This window comes from Mycobacterium sp. 050272, assembly GCF_039023525.1.
In the GTDB taxonomy this organism is placed as follows: Bacteria; Actinomycetota; Actinomycetes; order Mycobacteriales; family Mycobacteriaceae; genus Mycobacterium.
This window is the reverse complement of sequence record NZ_JBCHKV010000034.1, coordinates 1-23,271: the sequence shown is the minus strand read 5'-3', so window position 1 is coordinate 23,271 and position 23,271 is coordinate 1. Positions and strand designations below refer to the sequence as shown.

The window sequence follows — 23,271 nt, the reverse complement described above, 5'->3', positions numbered from 1 at the left end:
CATCACTGACCGGTGGCGGGTTGCCGACGGCCCGCTACATTCGGCCGGGATGCGCTGGAGCACCTCGAGCAGGCTGTCACCCGAAGCGCCTGGAGACACACGAGGCGAAAAGCCTGGGCAGCGGAGCCCTGTCACTTGCAGTCGCCTGCATCTGTCAAGACGATGCCGCTGGCGAACAACTGAAAAGATCACGAACAACACGGATTCAATGTCCTCGGAGGTTGCGGTGACCGATTGGTCGGGTGAGTGTTTCGACGACCCGGAGGCAGAACGCGGATCCAATCAGACCGACCAGGACCCGCCGGGCGGGATCGGGCCATGCCAACACGGTCCGAATGATCCCGCGCGGGATCTCGGGTCACTGGATGTGTCGCCGTCAATGCCGACGGGGCAACCGCGGCCGGTGCCCCCCGGCGCTGACCACCAGGTTGTGTCGGGTTCGCCTGCGTTTTGGTGGCCGCGGGTTCCCACGGCACGCACGAGCCGCAAACGGCTACTCATCGCAGTGATGAGCGCCGGCGCAATGCTGGTAGCGGTGGCAGTCGTGTTGGTCCTCACTGTGGCCGACCGGCGCGACGGGCAGGCCGCCCGGTCAGCCGGCGATGCGGTCAGAAGCTACCTGGAAGCACTCGCCCGTGGTGACGCCGAGACGGCCCTGTCCTATGGCACGGAACAGCCTGCCATCACGGAATTTCTGAACAGCGACACCCTCAAAAAGCAAGTCGCGCAATGGCCAATCCGCAATATTCGGATCGTGCACGACAACTCGACGGCACCCAACGCGGCATTGAGCATGGCTCATGTGCATGTGGTCGTCGCCTTCGGTGATCAAACCTCAGACGCAACTTTGGATTTGAGGACGGACCACAACCGTTGGAAGCTGGCTTCGGCGGCGTTCAAGTTCACACCGGGCCTGGGTGCTTCGGTAGGCAACGTCGCCGCGAAAACACTCACGCTATTTGGCAAGCCCATTAGCGCGGCCACGGTTTATGTGTTTCCCGGGTGGATCGACATCGGCACCACCAACGCCTATTTGACGGTGACGGTCCAACCGCTTCTGCTCGACCAACTCACGCCCATGGCTCCATTCTGGGTCCATCCCACCTTCGCGCTGTCGGATAAGGGACGCGCCGCTGTGAGCGCGCAGCTGGCTATAGAGATGGCCAATTGTCAACAATCCAATCTGTTGGCACCTTGGGGCTGCCCGGTGCATCTCGAGTCCAGCGGCCTGGCCGAGGGTACCGCCGCCTGGGGGAGCGCCGACCTAAGCGCGGTCAAGCTCAACGATTTTGACCCTTACCGTCTGACCGTGACGTTCTCCGGTCAAGTCACCGTCCCGGTGACCGCCAGAACGTCGGCCGGGGCTACCGAGCAGGAGGATGTCATCGAATTCTTGTCGGGGACTGCTGATATGGCCAAAATACCGCCCGAACTCACCTTTCAGTAGACCAGGACCGCACCGCCATCACCGAACGCGCCAGCGACATGTCTGACCCGGCCGCGTTTCACCGCGTGTTGTGTACAGCCGGGTTCGCTTCCGATGTGTACGGGTCATTTTTGTTCATGCGGCAGCGCTGGTGCGTGTCATCATCACACCGTGCGGGGCTCAAGCGGTGAGGGTGGTACGACACGAAAATCAGCACAGAGCGTGGCTGCCTCGATCACGAGCAAACGATGCGCCGGCCGGGGTGAGGCCAAGACGATCGTGGTCGTGCCCACGCCGATGATCGCCGACCTCTTGTTCTGCTGCCATACCCTGCGGTGGGCATGCATCGCGGCCGACCCGACTGGGCATCCTCACCAGCCACGGTGGCTGGTCGCCGGTGGTGATATCCGTGGCTGACGCTTCGGTCGTCTCGGCGCGGCTGCGACCGCCGCGGCCGGGGAGGATGCTGATCGTGACTGCGGGCTGGGGCGCCTGTTTCGTGGGGATCCGCTATGGGCTAGTTGATGCTCCGATCTTGTGGTTCGCGGCGCTGCGGGCCCTGCTGGCTGGCGGGGTGTTGTTGGCGGTCGGTTGGTGTGGTCGGCGCCCGGCGCCACCGCGGTCGGCCTGGCCCGGCGTCGTGGTCTTGGGGTTGGTCAATGTGAGTGTGGCGTTCGCTGCGATGTTCGCTGGCACCGCCGGAGTGGCTGGCGGCGTGGCGGCGGTACTGTCCAACGCGCAGCCAGTCCTGATCGTGCTACCCGCTTGGCTGCTGTATGGAGAGCGGCCACGGCCGCGGGCCATGGCGGGGCTGGTGGTCGGGTTCCTCGGGCTGATCGTGGCGGCAATTCCGGCCGGCACGGGCAGCGGCGCGTTGTCGGCACTCGCGGCGTCGGTGGCGATCACCGCTAGTACGCTGCTGGCGCGCCGACTCGGCGCCGGCGTTGACGTGGTGATGTTCTCAGCGTGGCAGTTGGTGTGCGGCGGTATCGCGTTAGCCAGCTGGGCCGCCGCGGTGGAGGGCGTGCCTGCCGTGTCGTGGACACCGCATTTTGTTGCGGCCCTGTTGTTTTTGGCCTTGGCCAGTACCGCGTTGCCCTACATGATCTGGTTCAGCGAGCTGCAGCGGGCACCGCTGGTGACGCTGAGCGCATGGACCATACTCACCCCGGTCTTCGGGGTCGCCTTCAGTTGGGTCCTGCTCAATGATCGGCTCACTGAGATGCAGGGCATCGGCCTGTGCCTCGTTCTGGCTGCGATGCCGATCATCCTGCTGCCTCATCGGCATGCGGACACCGGAAACTAAAGCTCCGGACTTCCGTCGCGCACACAGGGACTGGCACTGGTGTAGAAACATGCGGACCACCCCAGTCGATCCCGACGTGATGCCTTGTTGTTTCGTCGCCGTTACGTGCCGCTTCTGTTCAATACCCCCGGGGGGTGCTAGCGTGGGTGTTGCCATGATCGTGAAAATTGCTCGCTACAGAAGGTGGCTGCGCTATACCACCGTGGTGGCGGCCGTCTTCTGGGTGATCGCCGTGGCCGGCGGGTGTCGCTTTCCCGCTATGAGCATGTCCGATATGGGCGTTTCCGGTGTTCGAAGTTCGTCGATCTCCACTGCGGTCAGCGACCATAGCGGCGTTGCAGTAGTCCAGTCTGCATCGGTTGGCGACGGCTCGGACCTGCTGATCGATCGCGGATGCAAGCATGCCGTACAGTCCTGCGCAACAACCGATCTCGTTGCGCTCGCCGCTGTTCTCGCGCTGGTGTTGTTGACCGGGTCGCTGACTTGGCCTGTGGTGTTAGCAGCCCGCGGCCCGCCGCGGCCTATCGCCTTTGCCTTTCCTCGTTCGGGTCGAAGTATCTTGACCCGCTTTTGCATCACTCGTACCTGATTGCTCAGTCTTAAGCCGTGGGTGGGTTGCCCCGCGGCTTTTGCTGCTGTCGGTAGTCGTCGCCACAACCCTGCTCGCGGCGTTCACCACAGAACATGAGTCCGGCCTATCTGGGCCTACTAACTAGCTCTTGTCCATCAAGGACAAGCGCCGACGGGAGGTGCGGTTGTGAGGGCGCGAACACATCAGCCGAGCGCACTGGTGATCGGGGCCGGTATCAGTGGAGGGACCACCGCACTGGTGTTGGCCCGGCGAGGATGGCGAGTCGTCGTAGCGGCCAACCGCTTTGACGCTGACACGGTGTCGAGTGTCGCGGGCGCTGTGTGGGAGTGGCCACCATCGGTGTGCGGTCGCCACCACAATCAGGCGGTGCATGCTCGCGCGGCCGTGTGGGCGTTGGATTCCTACCTGCGCTTCAGCGGACTAGCCGCCGATCACCGCACCGGCGTCATCGTGCGACCCATGGTGTTCTATTTCTCACGCCCCATCGAGCAGGATCGGGCTGCGATGACGAAAATGGCCGTCGTCAAGCAGCTACTGCCCGGGTTTGTGCACGACGTCGGGCTGATCGCCGAATACGGTGTCAACGCGGGCTGTGGGGTGGTGGACGCCTATTCCTATCCGGCACCCACCATCGATACCGCCAAGTATCTGAGATGGCTAGCTGGGCAGGCCCAAGCCGCCGGCGTGACCGTCGTTCGGCGCAGCATCTGCGGCCCGCTAGCCGAGCAGCACGACAAGCTGCTGGCCGAATTCGGGACAGACCTGATTGTGAACTGCTCTGGTTTGGGAGCCCGCGAATTGGCCTGCGATCCGACCGTGCAACCGCACCGGGCTGCGCTGTTACGGGTAGTCAATGACGGCACCTCCATGCCGCGCGTGACCGCGGTGCACGCGGTGGCCGGCGATCCGAGCACGGACAACCACGACGCCGTCTTCATTGCACCCCGCGGTGCTGATCGACTTTTGTTGGGCGCTCTGGTGGAGCCGGGCAAATTCGACACCGATCTCACGCTGGACAACTACCCGCCGCTGCGCGAGATGCTCGACCGCTGCACCGAATTCCTGCCGACTTTGCGGGTTGCCCAACTGGACTCGTTCGACCCGCTATGGGTGGGCCTGCAGCCGTTCCGCGAAGGTGGGGTACGACTGCAGATCGAACCCGACGCTTGCATCGTTCACAACTACGGCCACGGCGACGCCGGCGTCACCCTGTCGTGGGGCTGCGCCCGCGAGGTTGCTGACCTGGCCGCCGTGTTGCTCGCTCACCAGCGCCGTCTCAAAACCCGCCGTCACAGCAACAGCGAAGCGGCGAGCCCACTCGGCCTCTTCATGAATAAATCGCAAGTGTTTCAACAGGATTCAGCGCCTGCGTCGCCACAGGAAGGACTAAAACAATGATGACAAAGCCCGCACCGACGTGGATGACGCCCTTGCCATCGGTCGTGACCATTCTCGCGATGATGGTGGCCGGCGTCATGATCGCAGACATCGATCTGGGCGGTGGCCGGCCGCCGCTGCCCGCGATGGAAGCAGGTTGGCCGATCTCCGCGATCTCTATTAGTGCACCGGCCGGTGGTTCTGCGGGCGCGAAAGAAATGCCCAGCCAACCCGATGTGCACGCCCCTCGGTTTGTTGTCGCGAACAATTGTCCCAAGCGTAAGGGGCGCCGGCCGAGGCAGTGCTAATACCCTCGAAGTAGGAGATGATCGGTTTCGTGACATATCCGCCGAGGTGCAATTCGGGGCAGATACACGTTGGCGCGGTGGTGGCCCGTTGGCGTCTGGCCGTACGGGAAGCGTTGAGCGCCGGGCTATTACACGACTAGGCTCACATGATGCGCAGCGCTCGCTGCGCGTGGTATTACGTCACTGGCCAGCTCGTTCCCCCCGTCGGGGCCGGCCATATAATGGACCCAACGACTGCTAGATAACTCCCCAAAACCGCTGTGATGTCTAGGTTGGTGTGGCTGATTCGCGAAACCAAACGCGCGTGGCTTTACTGATTCGCAGACCGTTGCTGATGCTTGGGGTGGCGCGCAACGATCACCGGTATGCGGGCCGCTTGAGCCACTGCGGAGCTGACTGAGCCGAGCATCATTCCGGCGAATCCGCCGCGGCCGTGGCTGCCGACGACGAGGAGTTGGGCTGACTTGGAACGCTCAAGCAGGTGGGCGGCCGGCTGGTCATACACAACAGCGCGGAGCACGCTGACGTCGGGATAGCGTTCCTGCCAGCCGGCGAGTCTTTCGGCGAGGACTTCCTTGGCTGCCGCTTGCTGCACGGAGTCTTCCATGCTCGCAACCTGGGCTGCATCGGTGTCGGTCCACGCGTGTAGAGCCACCAATCGAGCGCCCCGCATCGAGGCTTCTGCGAATGCGATTGCAGTGGCCAATTCCGACGCTGGTGATCCATCGACGCCCAACAGCACGGGCCCACCAACGGCAGCCGGCGACGGGGCCGAAACCTCCCGGTGAATGACGGCGACAGGGCAATGGGCTCGATGGATCAGTCCGGCGCTGACCGAGCCCAGCAATACGCGACGCACGGTGCCCAGTCCACGGGCGCCTACGACGACGAGGTCCGCGGCTCGAGACATATCGACCAGAGTCGGCATGGGCGGGGAAAAGTGCAACTGACTGTCGATTTCCGCTGGATGAGCTTCTCCGACAGCGCTTTCTGCGATCCTGGTCGCACGGTCGTTGATGGCTTGCAGGTCAGTTTCGTGGCGGTGCTGCGCCTCTGTGGGAGTGAAAGGAGCGAGGCGCGGTAGTGGCGATCGGGGTGAGGCGTGCATAAGCGTGAGCCGCCGCTTACGAAGCACTGATTCGCGCGCAGCCCAGCGGACGGCGGCATCGGAACCAGCTGACCCGTCGACACCAACCAGCACGCCGAAATGGTGGTTGTTGCTGGCCATCTGACTGTCCTTCCGTGGGGACGGCGACTACGGGGATCGCGAGGCTGTGTAATGCGTTGCGTACGAACATCGAACAGCGGGGTCGACGGTCTCATGGTGCTCCGCGGGGCATCCACAGTGCGTCCCCGCGCGGTGGCGGGTTTAACAGGACGCCACAGTAGGGCTCGACGCATTCAGGAGGATTGCGTGTCGCGCGGTCAGGAGTGATCGGTGATGGATGGGGCGCCACGGTGGAAGTTGGGGCAGCGGTCTGCGCGGGTAGCGTTGTGTTGCCTCGTAACACAACGCTACCGATCCCGGCTGCTAACGCAAACATGATAGCGCCGCCGGCCAGCGCGATCGCCGCTTTCGGTTGAGATAACATCGCGCTCTCCGCTCGTGATTGGGTGTTCGTGCGAAGACAAAGTCTTCCAGCCGATGCCCTCCGGGGGTAGGGCATTCGGTCCCTATTGTGAAAGGCAATCCAGCCTCCATGGCGGTGTCGAGGCGAAGGAGCGGGCCTCCTGTGATGGCGGATATTTCACGAGGCAGTAGGGCTCCGCGGGAATGGGTCCCCGACGGTCGATGCCGCACATCCGCGCAGGTGGGTTGGTAACTGGAGATCGGTGTAGCGCGGCCTAATTCCTGGGTTATCTCCCGCAACGTTACCAATGGCTAACCTGACGCAGGCGGGATCATCGTTAGATCAGGCGGACCCGTAAACCCCCGCGCTGCCTCGATCCCCTTCGCCTTTTGCAGCGCAGCGTGCCCGCGAACCCTGCGAACGGTCATCACCTATACCACGCGGCTTGATCGCGCCAACTACCGAATTGGGTGAATTTCTCACCATCCTGCCCATGCCCTTCGAGATCGGCGGCGTCATGCTGGACTGGACCACCCTGGCGGCGGTGTTGCCTCACCTCGTTATGCCGTCACGTTTCGGCGAACGAATTCGCGGGAACGCCGCCGTCACCGTGCAAATTCCACCGCCACTTGGAAGGCCTGATTGCCCTAACTGCGGGGACCTAAGTCCCTACCCCGTGGGGGTATCTGCATGCAACATTGGGGTTGTTAGGACGAACGACCAAACACAGGAGAGTCTGATGAAATCTCAAACGAAAGCGGCGATCGCGCTGTTCGGCGGAGCGGCAGCGTTAGTTTTAGCGGTCGGATTTGGCGGCAGCGAATTGGCAAGCAGTACGACCACACCAGTTGCGGACCCTGCTTCGAGCGTGACGCCGGCGCCGCCCGCCCCAGGCGGTCCCGACTTTGCGGCTCCTGGCGGTGTCGACGGAGCGGGAGCACCCCCCACGGGCTTAATCGTGTCGCCGCACCCTACGCCCCCGGTGCCGCGCACAAACCCAAGGCCCTGAGCGCACACGGCTTTTCGGGTAGTGTCCGCGGCCGAGATATTTTTGTGTTTAAGGTCCGATGAATGGCCAATCTCGGAGTGCGCGGAGGTGCCGAATCGATGGCCCGAGGTTGAAGGGTTCGCAGTCAGGACCGTTGCTCACGACAAATAAACGGGAAAACCCCATTGCGGCGGCAGTGCGTAGCGGGTCAAGCAGCCCGGGGCGCTGGCAGCGGGGGCGATGGTGCAGAGCCGGAGCACTAGTTGGTCTTGATGGTGCCTAATGTCTTGCGGGGCAGCAGGATCCCATCCCCGACACCACGCAGATCGCTACGGACCGGGTCCTGCATCGGCGTGCCTGCGGCGCAGTCGACGCCCCACGATGATGCGCTGGGAGCCTCCCAGGGCTAGGTGGCCTGAGCCCATGCGCGTGATCAGCAAGCTCGTGGACGTGAAATGCGTCGTGGAGTTTGTCGGCATGGGACGCCAATGGTGTGCGCCCCGGCGAGCGCATGCGTTGGAGGCGTGAGTGGCGGCAGAGGCTCGCCGCTTACACGCCATCAATTAGGAGCGAACCAGCCGGGCAATGGCGGCAGAGGCCTCGGCCAGCTTCACTTCGACTTCGTCGCCTCCGTGGGTAATCGCTTGACTTATGCAATTATCCAGGTGATCGTCGAGCAAGTTTAGAGCCACGGCTCGCAGAGCGCTGCTGGCTGCGCTGATCTGGGTGAGGATGTCGATGCAGTACTTGTCGTCGTCGATCATCTTCGCGATGCCACGGACCTGGCCTTCGATTCGGCGCAGCCGTTTGGCGTAGCCGTCCTTGTGCGCAACATATCCGTGTGTGGTTTCCAACTGGCCTCCCAGCATTTTCGTCGACGGGTCGCTCTCGGCGTTGCCGCTGCGGTGACCAGTAGGTCGGCTACCAATGAGACCACTGACGCCTAGTCTAGCCTGCGGGGTTTATAGAATATCGGTTTCGTGCCTGCGCGTGCGTTCGCGCGATTAGTGACGTCAGCCAAGGCCGCCGGGGGAAGCGACGTGATCTTCGTGGCCGCCCCGGCGTTTGTGTCACAGGCCAGACCTACGTGGCGAGGGATTCGCGTTGACCAGCGCCGACTTCCCTGTGGGGTTCGACCGCGGGTGCCTCAGTGGTCGGCAGCGGCTTGATGGGGTAGCGGCGTAGGCGGTTGGCGTTGCCGACGACTGATAGTGACGATAGGGCCATCGCGGCGGCGGCGACCATCGGTGAGAGCCGCAGCCCCAGCAGCGGATACAGCGCGCCGGCTGCGAGCGGTATGCCAACGGCGTTGTAGATCAGGGCGAAAAAGAGGTTCTGCCGGATGTTGCGCATGGTGGCGCGGGAGAGCCGGATCGCGGTAACCACCCCGGCCAGTGACCCTGAAATTAGGGTGATGTCGGCGGCTTCGATGGCCACATCCGTGCCGGTGCCGATCGCTAATCCGACGTCGGCTTGGGCTAGGGCGGGAGCATCGTTGATACCGTCACCGACCATACCGACCTGGCGTCCTTCGGCTTGCAGCCGGCGGACCTCACCCGCTTTGTGTTCGGGCAAGACCTCGGCGAGCACTCGGTCGATCCCGACCTGGCCTGCGATCGCGGCTGCCGTGCGGGCATTGTCCCCGCTGATCATCACCACGTGCAGACCCAACTCGCGTAGTGCGGCGATGGCGGAGACGGAGTCGCCCTTAACGGTGTCGGCCACGGCGATGACGCCGGCCGGGTAGCTGTCGACCGCGGCGAGTACCGGGGTCTTGCCCGCGGCTGCGAGCTCGGTGCTGATCTGCTCGAGTTCGGCTGTGTCGATACCGTTTTCAGCCAGCAAGGTCGCGGTGCCAACCAGGACACTACGGCCAGCGACCGTAGCCTGGACCCCTTTGCCGGTGACTGAATCAAACGCCGCTGGGGCGGGAACGGTGATGCCGCGGCCACGGGCACCGGCTATTACCGCGCTGGCTATGGGGTGCTCGCTGTCGGCTTCGGCTCCGGCAACCAGCATGAGCAGTTCGTTCTCCGCCACGGTCCCGGTCGCGTGGACGTCGGTGAGAGCAGGTTTGCCGGTGGTGATGGTTCCGGTCTTGTCCAGCACGATGGTATCGAGCTTTTGCGCGGTCTCCAGTGCCTCCGCCGAGCGGATCAAGATGCCTGCGCGGGCGCCTTTGCCGGTGGCGACCATAATCGATAGCGGGGTTGCCAGGCCCAGTGCGCAAGGGCAGGCGATGATGAGCACCGCCACTGCCGATACCAACGCTTGGGTCAACGTGGGTGTCGGTCCGGCGATGAACCAGATTACGAAGGTGATGAGGGCAGTAGCAATCACGACCGGCACGAAGTAGGCCGAGATGGCGTCGGCTAGCCGCTGGATCGGCGCTCTGGATGCCTGTGCCTGCTGCACCATGCGGACGATCTGGGCCAGCATGGTGTCCGCACCGACCTTGGTTGCACGCACCCGCAACGACCCGGTGGTGTTGAGCGTCGCGCCGATGACAGCGTCGCCAGTGTATTTGGTGACTGGTATCGATTCGCCGGTCACCATCGACTCGTCAACGGCAGACTGCCCAGACAACACTGTTGCATCGACCGGGATTTTCTCACCGGGGTGGATCACGATCTGGTCGCCGACGATGACCTCATCGACGGGAAGCTCGGTTTCGATGCCGCCCCGCACGACACGGGCCGTGCGGGCTTGCAACCCGAGTAACGCGCGGATAGCTTCACCGGTGCCAGCCTTGGCGCGGGCTTCCAGCAATCGGCCCAGCATTATCAGGGTCAGGATCACTCCGACCGCCTCGAAATACACGTCGCGAACTTCGGCCGGCAAGACCCCAGAGGCGACGGTGACCAACAGACTGTAACCATAGGCCGCCAGGGTGCCCAATGTGATGAGGCTGTTCATGTCGGCGCTGCGGTGCGCCAACGCCAGCCAGCCGGTGCGGTGGATCGGCCACCCCACGTAAAACATCACCGGGGTGATGAAGGCAAGCTGCACCCAATGGTCGAACAAGATCCCCGGCACCCACTTCGCGCCCAAGGGGTGAGCCATTACCGCATACAGCACCGGAAGGGTAAATGCCGCGCCGATCACCACCCTACGGACCAGGTCGGCGCTCTCGGCGCGACGTTCTTCGGCCTGGGTAGCCTCGATCTCGGCGGCGGCCGGCTCGGCCACACCATCGGCTGGCGCGCAACCTGAAGCGGCGGTGGGCGTTTCAGATTCGCCAGGGGGCGTGGCCAGGTCGTTGGGGGTGACGACGAGTGTGCCTGAGACCATGTTCATGCCGCAGGCGAACCCGAACGATCCCGCCTGCTCCGGGGTAAACCGCACTGTGGTGCGCTGGTAAGCGGGCAGCGCCGCCGACAAATGGAGGTCGGGAAATACGACCCGCGATGTGCAATCCCCGGTCTCTTGCCGATCGAACTCGATCTCCACCGTAACACCTTGGCGCACCTCTACGACGTTTGGGCTATACCCACCGCTCACCCTAATCTGAAGCCGCTGCACACCACCGCCGACGGTAGCGGCCTGCGCGCGTCGCGGGGCAAAGAAATACCACGCCAACCCCGCGATCACCAACGCCGTCCCAACCAGAACGGCAACGTCGACACCGGACATCTTTAACTCCTCAATCAACTGAGACGAATTAGGAAGTAGGCTGTGGATGGCCCAGATGGCCTATCCGCCAGCTCCTTCGGCAAGATCTGATACGCCCCAGGCGTCGACACCCCAGACAGCTGCTGACGGATGACACCACGGCGACCCCCAGGGCGTGACACCGCCACGAGCCCACAGCCGTGGACGACAGCACGTGTTTTGGAGAACCCATTGGCGGACGCTAAGCCGCGTCGGGGCGGCGTGCTCGGCACTCCTGAAGCGCGAACGCCGCATGACCGGTCCAACATAATCCGAGCCTACCCCCCCGGGGTAGGTATTGACGTCACGTGGTCGAAGATGCCGAGTTCAGACAAGCGCAGGTTGGGTCGCCGCCCTGGTGGACAGCGGTCTACCGGATTCGCTTCATGCGGATGAGGGTCCTGGCCTGTGAGCTCGAGCCGGCTCTATTCGGCAGAATCGCCAACCACCCGATGTTGTCACTCCGAGGGATTCGGCGCGACGGACCCCGTACCCGCAACGCTCGTTGACCAATTCCTTCGCCGTGTCGACCGACCCGAGCACCGAGATAAGTTATGGCGTTTGTTCCCTGCAGTCCTAATTCCGTGGAAATTAGGGCACGCGTAGGTGTGTTGACTGACGGCGGCGTTGGGAAGAAAGTGACCTGAGGCCGGTTTGGAGCTGACGACATTGACGACAACGGTGATGCCGTTGCCCCACCTGTCACCACGGCCAGAATGCAGAGATGGGGTAACCCGGTACACGACCGGTGGGTAACTTCACTACTGTCATTCTCGTGTGCAATGTACCGGCGGCCCGGGCCACGTCATCGTTTGAAGAAATCGGCGCCTACGCGCCCTGAGGGCTTCGGCCACGCGGTCATTGGCGTGCCTCAGCGCGAGCAATAGACTACTGTGTAGGTACGTAGACCGTAGATTGCCCCGGGTGGTCTACGGTCGATTCGAGGAGGAGACATGCGGTGCCGGGGCTCGCGACCCTGGCCTGCGCTGTCGGATGGGGCTAATGATGCGCACCGACGCACGCGATGGCCAGCAGGCGGCCTCGCACTACCGAACCCGCCTCGTCATGTATCTCGGCATCTTCGACCAATCGATGCGCAACAGGATCGCCTTAGGCGGGCCGTTACCCGATCAGCGTGGTTGCAACCACTATGGTGTTCGACCGCCACCACCGCGTCGCGGTGATCGTCCTGCGGGCGATCCGGGCCAGGACCTCCCACCGCTGATCCAACGCCAGGCCGCCGGGCCATCCGCATGATCCCTGTGAAATGGAGGCTCAAGATGCCGAAAAACGCGCCAGGTGCTAGGCCAAACGGTGCGAGCAGGAGAAAGGGGTCCTGTGTCGCGGCACGGAACGCTGGCGCGCGGGGGCGCAGCGGAGGATGGGTACGGATCGTCCTAGCAGGAATCGTCGTCTTGATCGCCATCCTCGTCATCGCGAAATCGGTTCGTTCTCAACAGAATCAAGCAGTTCCTCTGCAGCTGCATAACCCACCCGTTACCGCTGCGGTCGGTCGTCAGACAGCTCCGCCGTGGAGCGCTCCGACCGATGCAGCTGCCGCGGTGCGAGCTGCCGGGCTGCCCATGCTCAGTCGCGAGGGCACTGTCGAACACATTCATGCCCACCTCGACGTGCGCGTTAACGGGCAACCCGTTGAGGTCCCCGCGATGATCGGTGTCGACCGGCGGGGAATCAGCCCCGTGCACACGCACGACTCGACGGGGGTGATTCATATCGAATCGCCCGTGATGCAGACGTTTACCCTCGGCGAGTTCTTCACCGAATGGGACGTCGGACTGTCCACCGACAGCATCGGCGGTTTGCAGACCGGCAACGGAAAGACGCTGCGGGCCTTCCTCAATGGCACTCCTGTCACCGGCAACCCTGCGGCCCTGCCCATCAACGCGCGCGACGAAATTGTGCTGATCTTCGGGAGCCCCCAACCCGGAGAATCCATACCCAGCCATTATGAATTCGCGGCGGGCCAATAGCGCTGCGCCTTGGAAACCAATTGATACGGCGTGCGGTCGAAATTATATCGAGCGTTGCAGCATCACGTGACCGTTGTCGGCCAAAACCACTTGTACTGCAGCGATCTGGCTGATCGGCATCGAAACGCTGCCGGTGGGTGTCGCCGTGTGGCGGGGGATGGCCACCCAAGACGCCAGCCGGGTTTGGCTGCCGTCGCGACCTACCACGACCAGTGCCACCGTATCGTGGGGGGCATCCGGTGGAGCCAGGCACACGAACTTCAGCGCGATGGTCGTACCCCACTGCTGGCCGTCAAGCGATACGGTCGAGGACAGTAGGGTGGTCCCGACCTGGTCCATTGGCAGGGCCGACACGGTCGACTGCTGCGGGGTGGACGTCAAGAAACTGCTGTGAACCCCGATCAGCACACCGATCGTCAGAATGATGGCAGCGGCGGCCCAACCCATCCAGGTCATCACGCGGGTTCGGCGGCGACGCGAATGCACCGCGGCCAGTAGCGTTGGGAGCAACTCCGGTGGCATCTCCGATGCGGCGGATGGCTGGTCTGCCTTGTTGATCGCGGCGATGTCATTGCGGTCAAGCTGTGACAGCATGGCCGGAATGCCACTGAGTTCAGCGATGGCTTGTCGGCATTGCGGGCAGCCGGCCATGTGCGCCTCGAATTCGCGCCAATCGGTGGTGCATAGTGATCCCAAGACGTAGGCGGCATCCCACATCGCGTGGTGGTGGTTGTCACCAGTCGGGCCGGGACCGCGTAACGATGTCCTCATCATCTTCCATCCCCAGCTGGTAGCACCGCATTTGAGATTTCGGGCGCATGGACGGGCTGGCGGACGGCTTTAGGCTCAAGCCAACCAACTTGCGCCATTTGGCATTCGCCGCCGACGGGCCTCCGGATGAGCGGCCGCGTGCTCGATGTGTCACCCGGTCTCGTGCAGGGTGACCCGCAGTGCCCGGGCGGGATAACACGAATCGTGACTTCACCGTCGTTGCGGCGATTCGAACGTCTGAAGCAATCCGTGTGGTAGTCGATCCCCGATGGCACGAGCAATTCGATCACGGCCCGATGCCCGGCCCACGGTTGGCCGATTGCGTCGAGGATCACCAGCTGGCCCAGCGCGGCGCCGATCTCGTCAGGAGTGGTCACCCGAGGCGTGCTTGAGTTGCTGCCTCGCTCGTCGACGAGCACGCTGCGCGCCATGGTGAAGAGCGGCCCTCGCGCCGATCGTTCGGCGGCTGCGGCTCGTGATTGCTGCCGCCTCCGCTGGCGCGGCTCGCGGACGACGTCTTCGGCGCGACGCTGGGCGCTCGTTAAACCCATTGTGTATCGCCATAAGCCGGCGGAGCGCTCGTCGGAGAGAGCCGCCATCGCCGCGACTTGCCACTCCGATCCTGCGGTGGCTCCTGGCACTCAGTCACCTCCTGTTGTGACACGAGTCGAGTACCTGGTAAGTTCACCAACCCAAGCGTTACCACCCTGATTATCTACGACATCTGTACGTAGATAGTAAGCCTCGTATCTCGCTGTGGCCACGCTGGTTTCGTCCAACTCCCCGGCGACGCACAAGACGAACGCGATAGATGACGTGGGATCGAGCTGGCTCCTGAAATGGGTGGCCGGTCGCAGCAAGGGCCGCGTCGGCTCTGTTCATTGCTGACACCGTCCAGGTGGCGGCGTCGCCTGGCGTGCGAGGCGGTACCCGAGAGACGATTTCTACGGCAGGCTGATGTAGGCGTGCAAATTGAGGTGGTCGCGTTAGCTCGTTGACCGTCAACAAGATTGAGGTATCCAGGAGGTGTCACGTGGATAGGTTCACCCGGCGCGCGGCGCTGGGCGCCTGCGTGCTGGCCGGTCTGGGGTATATGCGCGCGCTGCGCGCTCGGGACGCCGATCCTGCGGATCCGGTTGACCGACGGCGGCATGATGGGCTGCCAATCCGGCCGACATGAGCGCGTATACGGAGATGTTCCGCCGGCCCACGGAGATCAGTCGCACGGTCGAGGAGATCCCCGGCGGGGTGCGCACCACCACCGAGTCGAACTCGCCGGACCTGGCCGCCCAACTGCACGACCACGTGTCGAGCATGTACTCCCATCTTGACCACGGCACGGAGGTCATATGTATGGGCTCGGGCCTATCGATGCTGTTCGGCAACGCCCGGGGCTACCGCCGCCGGTTGACCCTGACACCTAGGGGCGTCATCGCCGAGGAAACCAGTGATGATCCCGCGTTGATCGACCCGATCCGTGCTCACGCCCGTGAGGTGAGCGGCTTCGTCCACGACGACGGGATGCCCGCGATGATGTAGGGCATGCTGGGCGGCTCTGGCGGCATGACGGGACACGGCGGCATGATGGGGCCACCGTAGCCGCCGACGAACGCGAAGTCACTTCGCACCAATGCCACTGCAAGGCAGCCATATTCGACATGCTGCAGGCAGAGCCCCTGGGCCCGGCATGGTTTACTTGCGTCGGCGTCGTCTGGGCAGCCGCTGCAACGCAGCACGCAACCGCGCGGATTCTTCTGGGCTGATCTGTTCGAGGAAGTGGCTAAGCACCAGCTCGGCGCGCCCCCCGCCGTCGAGCGCCTCACGCATAAGCCGGGCACTGTGCTGCTCGCGGGTCAACGTCGGCCAGTACCGGTAGGCCTTGCCGTCTCGTTCACGCGCCAGCCACCCTTTGGTGTGCAGGTTGTCCATGGTTGACATGACGGTGGTGTAGGCGATCTCGCGTTGGGCAGCCAGCTCGTCGAAAATTTCGCGGACGCTCGTCGCTCCATCCCGGTCCCAGATGCGGTCGATCACCACGGCTTCCAACTCTCCGAACCCGCGCACCCGCACCGTCACGCCTCCCACCGGCCCCGCATCCCACACCGCGCGATGTACTCAACTACGTACGTGCATAGTAGATTAAACTATGGTGCACACACAATGTCGGGTATCCGACCACGACGGCCGATCTTGGCCGCACGCGCGCGGCCCCAGCCTCGGCAATATATAGGCGCTCCCAGGGCAGGACCTGGCGATTGGGGTCGCGGGCTGGTCTTATTGGTTTCGTACTTAGCGCAGCATTGCTCGTTGGCCGTTAGCTGTCGTGAAGGCGGACCTCGTGTAATCGGGTGGTTGGTGCTGCGTGCTGTTGGTGGGGGTTGGTGGGGGTGCGGGTAGGGGCTTCTGGACATCGGCCCGCTATGCGACGACTTGCACGGGATCGCCGATAGTGACGCGTTCGAAATACCACGCGGCGTTGTCGGGGCTGAGGTTGATGCATCCGTGGCTGACATTGGAGTTTCCCTGAGAGGTGACTGACCAGGGTGCTGAGTGCACATACACGCCGCCCCAGGTGACTCGCACCGCGTACTCAACGGTGAGCTTGTAACCCTCTGAAGAGTCCAGCGGGATACCGATGGTTCGCGAATCCATCACTACACTGCGTTGCTTTTCCAGCACCGTGAAGGTGCCGACCGGGGTCGGGCGGCTGGCCTTGCCCAGCGATGCGGGCATGGTCCGAAGTACCTCTCCGTTCCTGCTGACGGTGAAGGTGTGTGCAGAGATACTGGCCACCCCCAGCAGCGCATCGCCGGTGTCGAATCCCGTACCCAGCTCGTGCACGCTTACCGTGACATGGGAGTGAGCGGGCCAGTAGCGAACCGGAACCCACTGCACGACATGGTCATCGACCCACTCGAAGCGACCGGTGATGTTACCCGGTGACGTGACGCGGATGGTCCGCTCGATCGCGGCGCGATCAGTCGCCGGCACCGCCGCGGTGAAGATCACCACTACTGGGTGTGCGACTCCTACCAGCGCTCCATTGGAGGGAAGGATCTCGGCCACGCGCGGTGCCGCGTCAGGGGAGGGGACGGCCGCCGAACTGAAAATCGGGGGGCGGGCCGCGGCCGTCACCGCGAGGGCGACCACAACGGCGAGATAACGAACCGATCGACGCATAACCTTCACCCTCCTTCTGCTCGGTACTGCTGTGGCGGCCGAGTTACCGATCGAACACATCGACCCTGTTGGCAGCGCCGACAGCAACGGTTTTGAGCTAGCGTGCTCTCTCAACTAGCTCTGTGTCGGTGATCTCGGCCGGGCTCAGCGACGCGGTTGCATCCTTCTTGAGCCACCACCACACCACGGGATAGGCAGTCGCGAAGCCCAGCCACATGCCGGCCCACATGATCAGCCACAGCGCCATCGACGTGCCCGAATACTTCAATACAAAGGCCACAAGCAGCATCGAGGCGCCCATGCCCACGTCGAACGCAAGAATCGCGAGCGTCGAGATCAGTGATGCGGCCCGCAGCCGCTGACCGACGGTCGGCGCTGAGCCGGTGCGTGAGAGCCAGTGGTATTCGAAGACAATCAGCACCGGCAGGGCGAACGCCGCAATCAGCAAGATCATCGGCCACACCGCCTGGTGTGCGATGGTCATGCCGGTCCACATCACCAGCGGCATGGCGATCGCGTGCCCAATCATTGACGCGGCGCCACCGGGAATAGTGGCAACTGCGACCGTCGCGGGAAAACCCAACCGAGGCGGTTCCCCGTGTTGCCGTTGCCATTTCCGGGTCGCTGGTCGGCCCCAACCGTAGTAGGCCCACAATGCGAACGGGCCGGCATAAATCGCGGTGATCGGCCACACGGCCTCCATCGCGGGTACGGGCTGCCGATGACCGCCAACATAGATGTCGGCGAGAATGACACCGGCCAGCACCACCCCGACGCTCGTCACCACCCAGCCCAATACCGTCACCCACTCTGGGGCGGGCATAGCCATCATCATCATTATCTTGGTCCTTTCCCCATCGATCGAACAACGAACTTCCGCCGGCACTTTCGGCGGCCTCGCCACGGCCGTCTCAGACGGCAGCCTCCCGCACTAGCATCGCGCCGGCTAGGTCGGCAACGTCGTGAGCACAACCCCACGACAAAGTCACGCCCGCACCTCCGTGACCGTAGTTGTGCACGATCCGAGTGCCAGGCTGCATTTCGAGTCGCACACCTCCTTCACGGAACGGCCGCAACCCCACCCGCAGAGGATCGACCGGATCCAGCCGGGCACCGCGCAAAATCGGCAGGAACTCTGTGCAACGCTCGAGCATCTCGCGCAGCGGCGGGTAATCCAGGGTGAGGTTCGTGTCGTATTCACCGGGTTGGACGAGCCCACCCAGCAACAGCCGGTCAGCTCCACGCGGCACGATGAAGACCATGTTCTGGTCGTCGCTACCGGTGTTGTTGGCTACCGCATGGGCCGCCGTCACCGGTGGTATCGACGACCCGTCGTTGATCACACGCAACAGCGCTCCACGGTGCGGGTCCATGGCCAGGTCGCCGGCCAGCTGACGCGCTCCCAGGCCGCTGCAGTTGACGATGAGGTCAGCTCCGTATTCGGAAAGCAACCGATCCTCGTGTTCCTCGAGCGGACCGGAGATACTGGCCCGGATGGCCTTGACACCCTCGGCCTCGGCTTGGCTGGCCAGCCAGGTCAGGTACCTGTCGGTATTGATGGTGGGTGCCAAATGCGAATACGCGTCGACGACCCCGGCGTTCGGGTTGACACCGTGGGCTTCGATCAGTGCGGCGTCATGCGCGAACCCCGGTACATACTTTTCGAGCTCGAGCATTTTCTCCAACTCGGCCGGATCCTCGCGCACGGAGCGGGAGAAGTAGAAGACCGCGGGCCGAAGACTTACCCCGGTGCGCGGATCGGCGGCAAGCCTCATGAAACGCTCATAGGAATGCATTGCCCAACCGGCTGAACGGGCAAGCACAGCCTGGTCATCGTGATGGCGGCCGCACACCGAGGGAGGCCATTCCCACAGCGCACCGGCCACTGTCGACACCGTGTCGGAGCCGAACCGGTCGGCGACCACAGCGACTCGCCAGCCCTGGCGAGCCAGCACCAACGCGGTGGTCCACCCGCTCACTCCGGCACCAATGACCAACGCACCTGGCTGGTCCTTGCGTGCCGTCACCAACCCGGCTCTCGCCGCTGCTTGACCCTGGAAGCTAGACGCGACAAAACTCATGAATTTCTCGTTTCTGTTTCAACGCCGCGATCTGCGCGGCGACGGATTCGGACAACACCAACGAGCCGAAGCATTCAGCGCAACAGCTTGAGGGCTGACCTATCAGATACGAGCGGTACAGAATTGGATCAAAATACTTCGGCCCGAACGGCCTCTAATGGCGTTTAAGGCGTGAAAAGAAGGAGGCGGTCCGCGCGTAGGCGGTATGGCTGACCCTGCCATTACGCCAGCCAAAGCCGCGACTGCGGCAGCGAGGACAAGCCCAGCCGCGTCCGTTGTCGGTGACGTCCGAAGTATGAGTAGGCATCCGCCGACGATCGGCGTCGATGCGTGCGCGTTCGACACCTGGGACGCCGTGACGCCGCTCGTTTCGTGGCCTGCCTGGGTTGGCGACGTGGACGCCACCGCCGGCGCCGCGCTAGTCATATGAACGAAGTGGCACCCAGCGCCGAGGCTCACCGCCCAAAAGAGCACAGCGACTGCGCTTACATAGCGCAGCCACAGCCGAAAGCGGGCTCCCCGGGAAGTCATGATGGTGGTGATAATATCACCCCCGGGGGGTATGCAACAGACACGACTCGCCATCTTGAGTGAACATTCCTGCGGCGCATTGGATCTAACTGGGCGCTAATCCGACGTGCAAATCAGCCGATCGGTCGTCACACCCTGAACTCAGCTACCCCAACAGGTGTGCCATACGCTGCGCATCGACCACTCCGATTCGACGTCGGCGGTCGCTAGCTAGGACCGGTTACGCCGGATCGACGTCGATGGGAAGTTTCTCGCCTAACCGTCAGACCGGGCCCACAGAATGGTTTCGTGCAGGGGGCGATCGTGCTGGCGGGCGGTTTCCGCGGAGCGTCGGCGGTCGGGCTAGGTGCGACAGGGACCACCGGCTCATGGCGGGGTGGCGACGCGGGCTGCGGCTCTGTGAGGTGTGCTTGGCCGCTGGGGGGCGGCGTGGAAATCAAAAGAGCGCTGGTGGCGAGCACTACGGCCAGCAACCCAGTCTCGACACGTATAATGTTGCCTAGCAACGAGATTCGCATATTTTCACGGTGAATGAGCCGACCCGCCAGAGCCGTCAACGATGCGGCCGCCACGAGGCTCAATTTGATCAGTAACACCCGCCCGTAGGTCGTCGATATCAGCTGAGGTAGTGAGACGACGGCTAACGCAGTGAGGATCCCGGTGGCGACGACAAGTAGATAGGACCACAGGGCTATTCGGACGTAGCCCGTCATCACCGAGCGCGCCGCTACCCCTTGGTGTCGCCACGCCAGGACGGCTCGAGTGGTGTGTAGCAGCGCACCCACCCACACCGTGACGGCGGCCAGATGCACGCCTACGAGTACCGCTCCCCAGAGCCCGTGATTAATGGTGGCGTGCGAACGGATGCCCTCCGCCGCAATGACAATAGCTAGCGGCGCAAGAGCCCAGCGGCCAAATTTGGCAAAAGCGGCCGCGGTCACGAGACCTGCTCCTTGCACCAGCAAAACGGCCCCAGCGCGGCCCTGCCATACCGCAGCGAAGGCGCCAGCATCGCTAACGCGCTGTATCAACAGACCGATCACCGCCACCAGTGCCAAGGCCACGCCCGCAGGCACCCACGAGGGCAGCCGGGGGAGTGCGGGCTGCTCCTGGCGGACGGCGTCGGTGGCGCGCTGTGCGACCAGGCTGCCCACGGCGATGGCTAACCCGGTGAGCAGCAGCCACCGAAGCAGGCCTGTATCCCAGTCCGGACCGGTGTTCGCGCGCCGGCCCAGACCCGGAGTCCCGGTGACTCCGACCGCGAAACTGAATTCCTCTTCGGTCTCATCTCCGTCGCTGCCGGTCACTCGCCACCGCACGGTATAGACGCCCGGCACAAGAGGACGCTGGGGCTTTGTCGTCATTGCAGTACCGTCGCGCTCGCTGCGCGCCGCTCCTACCGGCACCTGCCGTCCCGAGCCGTCGAGCAGGGTGATCGCGTCGGGCGCGCAAGTCACGGCCTCGTTGAAAAATAAGGTGATCGACGCGGGCGAGACACTCACAGTGGATTGGCTTGCCGGGTCAGCCGACACCAAAGTTGGGTGCGCCCACGCAACGCCCGCGCCTACGCCGGCCACCGCCAGCGCGGCGGCGACGCCAGCACCGGCTATCAGGCGGCGCAGCCAGGTGGTCACAGCACCCGGTCTGGCGCCGCGACATACCCTGTGCAGGTGTCTGTTTCACCCAGACATTGAATTGCAACGCTCCAATTCTGGCCGATAACTTGCTCGATATGCCTGAGCACGTTGCTTACTCCGCCCACTTCATCAGCTCTGCGCGAGCGCGTCGGCTTCGAACAGAGCCGCCTATGATTGCCGGTCGCCACCATGGCCCGAGCCGCGGCAGCCTCGGCGGGGGAGCGGATATGACGACCGGTTCTGCGGCAAGACCCGAGGTGTCTTTCCGACCCCGCCGACACACTTTGCGCGACCATCGCAGATCGAACATTCGCGAGACTGCAGTCTAGGGCTTCAGTAGGTTCCCGCTCTCGCATGACCAAAGACACTGGCGCACCGCCTCGTTCATGGATTTTGTAGGATTTAGCGACTGTTCGCCGCTACTACTATAGGGGGGTAGGCTATCGTAGTGCGAGCTACTGCCGAGACTGTACGCGTCCAACTCGTAGTTCGAGGACACTCAGATAGCGTGAAACGGTTGGACGCCAAGGATTTAACACGTCGTCGAGAATGGCGCGGGCGAGCGTAGATATTCGGCTGATTGTGGCTTTCGCGCGTAGCTCGCATATCTTGCTCTAACTGACGCGCCCGCGGCAACGCAGACCAGCATTGCGAGCCACATCGAGCGTCGGCTTTGTCACCGGGGGTCAAGGCGCCAACGCCACCTGCCTGGCCGCAGCCCGCCACGCGATGCTGGCCCGGGCCGGCTGGGACGTGGAAAAGGTGCGCTCATCGGCGCACCGCCGCTACGCATCCTGTGCGGTGAGCACGCTAACCCCGCCATCGACACCGCCCTGCGCCTGCTCGGTCTGGGTGCCAACACACCCCTCCGCATCGGCACCGACGACCAGGGCCGGACGAAACCCGAGGCACTCGTCGACGCGCTCGCCCAGGCAGAGGAACCCACGATCGTGTGCGCCCAGGCCGGAAACGTAGCCACTGGCGCATTCGATGCCTTCGAACCGATCGCCGACGCCTGCACCACCCACAACGCCTGGCTACACATCGACGGGGCATTCGGCCCGTGGGCAGCTGCTGCACGGGCCACCCAACACCTCACCCGCTGTGTCCAGCGCGCCGACTCTTGGGCCGTTGACGCCCACAAATGGCTCAACGTGCCCCATGACGCGGGGATGGCCATCGTTGCCGACGCTGAGGCGCACGTCGCCGCCATGCGATTGGCGGACGGGCGCTACTACGTGATCGATTCCGGTCAGCGTGACAACACCAACTACGTGGCCGAAAGCTCCCGCCGCGCCCGGGCGGTGCCCATCTACGCCGCCATCCGATCACCGGGCCGCGCCGGTGTCGCCGAATTGATCGAACGTAACTGCGCCCAAGCCCGGCGCATGGCTAAGCGGCTGGCGGCCATCCCCGGCGCCGTCGATTGTCAACGACGTCGTCCTCAACCAAGTGCTGGTGCGACTTCCAGGCGGAGATGACGCCAACCGGGCCGCCCTGTCTGCCATCCAGCGCGACGGAACCTGCTGGCTAGGCGGGATGATCTGGCAGGGCCAGTGCGTACTGCGGATACCGATAGTGAACTGGGCGACAACCGACGACGACATCGATCGTTCAGCTGCGGCTATATCCTCTGTGGCACAAACCGTTCTGCGCCCGAAGGGCTAAGCAGGTCGGCCTTGAAGGCGTCTTGGGCATCGGCGTCGCCGAGCTCCATGCTGCACCGGGACAGTGAATACCTCCGTGCCGAAGTCTATAGGAGAACCGGTGTCCGTTCTCATTGAATCTGGGGCACATTTACTAGTCTGACCTGCATTGCCCCAGATTGGATGAGAATTTCGATCGCGACGTTTCTCATTGA

The 23,271-nt window shown here is 63.6% G+C and carries 17 protein-coding genes and 1 pseudogene; 9 read left to right on the top strand and 9 right to left on the bottom strand.

What is annotated here, in order from left to right; genetic code table 11:
* Window positions 1–508: 508 nt before the first annotated feature.
* The 5 genes from AAHS21_RS30965 (at window position 509) to AAHS21_RS30945 (ending at window position 4,722) form a co-directional block, all read left to right on the top strand.
* Window positions 509–1,447 carry a hypothetical protein gene (locus AAHS21_RS30965; RefSeq protein ID WP_330981483.1) on the top strand — a complete coding sequence of 313 codons (939 nt, stop codon included), beginning with the start codon at window positions 509–511 and terminating at the stop codon, window positions 1,445–1,447.
* Between the two features lie 201 nt (window positions 1,448–1,648).
* The gene (locus tag AAHS21_RS30960) at window positions 1,649–1,843 is read left to right on the top strand and encodes a hypothetical protein (RefSeq protein ID WP_330981482.1); all 195 of its coding nucleotides are present in this window, start codon (window positions 1,649–1,651) and stop codon (window positions 1,841–1,843) included.
* Window positions 1,836–2,732, top strand: coding sequence for a DMT family transporter (locus AAHS21_RS30955; protein WP_330981481.1), 897 nt, complete (start codon window positions 1,836–1,838; stop codon window positions 2,730–2,732). The genes AAHS21_RS30960 and AAHS21_RS30955 overlap by 8 nt, the downstream gene beginning before the upstream one ends.
* Window positions 2,733–2,874: 142 nt before the next feature.
* Window positions 2,875–3,321 carry a hypothetical protein gene (locus tag AAHS21_RS30950; RefSeq protein ID WP_330981480.1) on the top strand — a complete coding sequence of 149 codons (447 nt, stop codon included), beginning with the start codon at window positions 2,875–2,877 and terminating at the stop codon, window positions 3,319–3,321.
* 168 nt (window positions 3,322–3,489) lie between these two features.
* Window positions 3,490–4,722 carry an FAD-dependent oxidoreductase gene (locus AAHS21_RS30945; RefSeq protein WP_330981479.1) on the top strand — a complete coding sequence of 411 codons (1,233 nt, stop codon included), beginning with the start codon at window positions 3,490–3,492 and terminating at the stop codon, window positions 4,720–4,722.
* A 597-nt stretch (window positions 4,723–5,319) separates the two neighbouring features.
* Here the strand turns inward: AAHS21_RS30945 and AAHS21_RS30940 are convergent.
* The 3 genes from AAHS21_RS30940 to AAHS21_RS30930 all read right to left on the bottom strand — a co-directional run bounded on the left by AAHS21_RS30940 (window position 5,320) and on the right by AAHS21_RS30930 (window position 11,201).
* A complete protein-coding gene (locus tag AAHS21_RS30940) occupies window positions 5,320–6,237 on the bottom strand; it encodes a universal stress protein (RefSeq protein WP_330981477.1) in 918 nt (305 codons plus the stop codon).
* A 1,894-nt stretch (window positions 6,238–8,131) separates the two neighbouring features.
* Window positions 8,132–8,437: a metal-sensitive transcriptional regulator gene (locus AAHS21_RS30935; protein WP_061559499.1), complete on the bottom strand. Its 306-nt coding sequence runs from the start codon at window positions 8,435–8,437 to the stop codon at window positions 8,132–8,134.
* Window positions 8,438–8,651: 214 nt separating this feature from the next.
* A complete protein-coding gene (locus AAHS21_RS30930; protein ID WP_330981476.1) occupies window positions 8,652–11,201 on the bottom strand; it encodes a heavy metal translocating P-type ATPase in 2,550 nt (849 codons plus the stop codon).
* A gap of 1,433 nt (window positions 11,202–12,634) precedes the next feature.
* Here AAHS21_RS30930 and AAHS21_RS30925 point away from each other — a divergent pair.
* Window positions 12,635–13,210 carry a hypothetical protein gene (locus tag AAHS21_RS30925; RefSeq protein ID WP_330981475.1) on the top strand — a complete coding sequence of 192 codons (576 nt, stop codon included), beginning with the start codon at window positions 12,635–12,637 and terminating at the stop codon, window positions 13,208–13,210.
* A 42-nt stretch (window positions 13,211–13,252) separates the two neighbouring features.
* Here the strand turns inward: AAHS21_RS30925 and AAHS21_RS30920 are convergent, their stop codons facing one another.
* Window positions 13,253–13,981, bottom strand: coding sequence for a hypothetical protein (locus tag AAHS21_RS30920; RefSeq protein ID WP_330981486.1), 729 nt, complete (start codon window positions 13,979–13,981; stop codon window positions 13,253–13,255).
* A gap of 1,084 nt (window positions 13,982–15,065) precedes the next feature.
* Between AAHS21_RS30920 and AAHS21_RS30915 the strand changes: the two are divergent.
* Window positions 15,066–15,520, top strand: a pseudogene (locus tag AAHS21_RS30915) (hypothetical protein).
* Window positions 15,521–15,673: 153 nt separating this feature from the next.
* Here the strand turns inward: AAHS21_RS30915 and AAHS21_RS30910 are convergent.
* From AAHS21_RS30910 to AAHS21_RS30895, 4 genes are all read right to left on the bottom strand, one after another.
* Complete coding sequence (locus tag AAHS21_RS30910) at window positions 15,674–16,051, bottom strand: BlaI/MecI/CopY family transcriptional regulator (protein WP_330981485.1); 378 nt, start codon at window positions 16,049–16,051, stop codon at window positions 15,674–15,676.
* A 348-nt stretch (window positions 16,052–16,399) separates the two neighbouring features.
* The gene (locus AAHS21_RS30905) at window positions 16,400–17,161 is read right to left on the bottom strand and encodes a L,D-transpeptidase (RefSeq protein WP_330981474.1); all 762 of its coding nucleotides are present in this window, start codon (window positions 17,159–17,161) and stop codon (window positions 16,400–16,402) included.
* Between the two features lie 97 nt (window positions 17,162–17,258).
* Complete coding sequence (locus AAHS21_RS30900; protein WP_342931156.1) at window positions 17,259–17,984, bottom strand: DUF4396 domain-containing protein; 726 nt, start codon at window positions 17,982–17,984, stop codon at window positions 17,259–17,261.
* A gap of 88 nt (window positions 17,985–18,072) precedes the next feature.
* A complete protein-coding gene (locus tag AAHS21_RS30895; RefSeq protein ID WP_330981472.1) occupies window positions 18,073–19,242 on the bottom strand; it encodes an FAD-dependent oxidoreductase in 1,170 nt (389 codons plus the stop codon).
* Window positions 19,243–19,537: 295 nt separating this feature from the next.
* Here AAHS21_RS30895 and AAHS21_RS30890 point away from each other — a divergent pair, with 295 nt between their 5' ends.
* Complete coding sequence (locus tag AAHS21_RS30890; RefSeq protein ID WP_330981471.1) at window positions 19,538–19,672, top strand: hypothetical protein; 135 nt, start codon at window positions 19,538–19,540, stop codon at window positions 19,670–19,672.
* Window positions 19,673–19,979: 307 nt separating this feature from the next.
* On the opposite strand, the gene AAHS21_RS30885 is transcribed toward AAHS21_RS30890, so the two are convergent.
* Window positions 19,980–21,407 (bottom strand): copper resistance protein CopC, encoded by a 1,428-nt coding sequence (locus tag AAHS21_RS30885; RefSeq protein ID WP_330981470.1) that lies wholly within the window; start codon window positions 21,405–21,407, stop codon window positions 19,980–19,982.
* Window positions 21,408–22,057: 650 nt separating this feature from the next.
* Between AAHS21_RS30885 and AAHS21_RS30880 the strand changes: the two genes are divergently transcribed.
* The gene (locus AAHS21_RS30880; RefSeq protein WP_330981484.1) at window positions 22,058–22,891 is read left to right on the top strand and encodes a pyridoxal-dependent decarboxylase; all 834 of its coding nucleotides are present in this window, start codon (window positions 22,058–22,060) and stop codon (window positions 22,889–22,891) included.
* Window positions 22,892–23,271 lie beyond the last annotated feature (380 nt).

Coding starts and splice junctions, on each gene's coding strand:
- AAHS21_RS30890 (WP_330981471.1), top strand. CDS start 19,538: ATGAGTAGGCATCCGCCGACGATCGGCGTCGATGCGTGCGCGTTCGAC.
- AAHS21_RS30920 (WP_330981486.1), bottom strand. CDS start 13,981: ATGAGGACATCGTTACGCGGTCCCGGCCCGACTGGTGACAACCACCAC.
- AAHS21_RS30895 (WP_330981472.1), bottom strand. CDS start 19,242: ATGAGTTTTGTCGCGTCTAGCTTCCAGGGTCAAGCAGCGGCGAGAGCC.
- AAHS21_RS30935 (WP_061559499.1), bottom strand. CDS start 8,437: ATGCTGGGAGGCCAGTTGGAAACCACACACGGATATGTTGCGCACAAG.
- AAHS21_RS30965 (WP_330981483.1), top strand. CDS start 509: ATGAGCGCCGGCGCAATGCTGGTAGCGGTGGCAGTCGTGTTGGTCCTC.
- AAHS21_RS30900 (WP_342931156.1), bottom strand. CDS start 17,984: ATGCCCGCCCCAGAGTGGGTGACGGTATTGGGCTGGGTGGTGACGAGC.
- AAHS21_RS30930 (WP_330981476.1), bottom strand. CDS start 11,201: ATGTCCGGTGTCGACGTTGCCGTTCTGGTTGGGACGGCGTTGGTGATC.
- AAHS21_RS30940 (WP_330981477.1), bottom strand. CDS start 6,237: ATGGCCAGCAACAACCACCATTTCGGCGTGCTGGTTGGTGTCGACGGG.
- AAHS21_RS30905 (WP_330981474.1), bottom strand. CDS start 17,161: ATGCGTCGATCGGTTCGTTATCTCGCCGTTGTGGTCGCCCTCGCGGTG.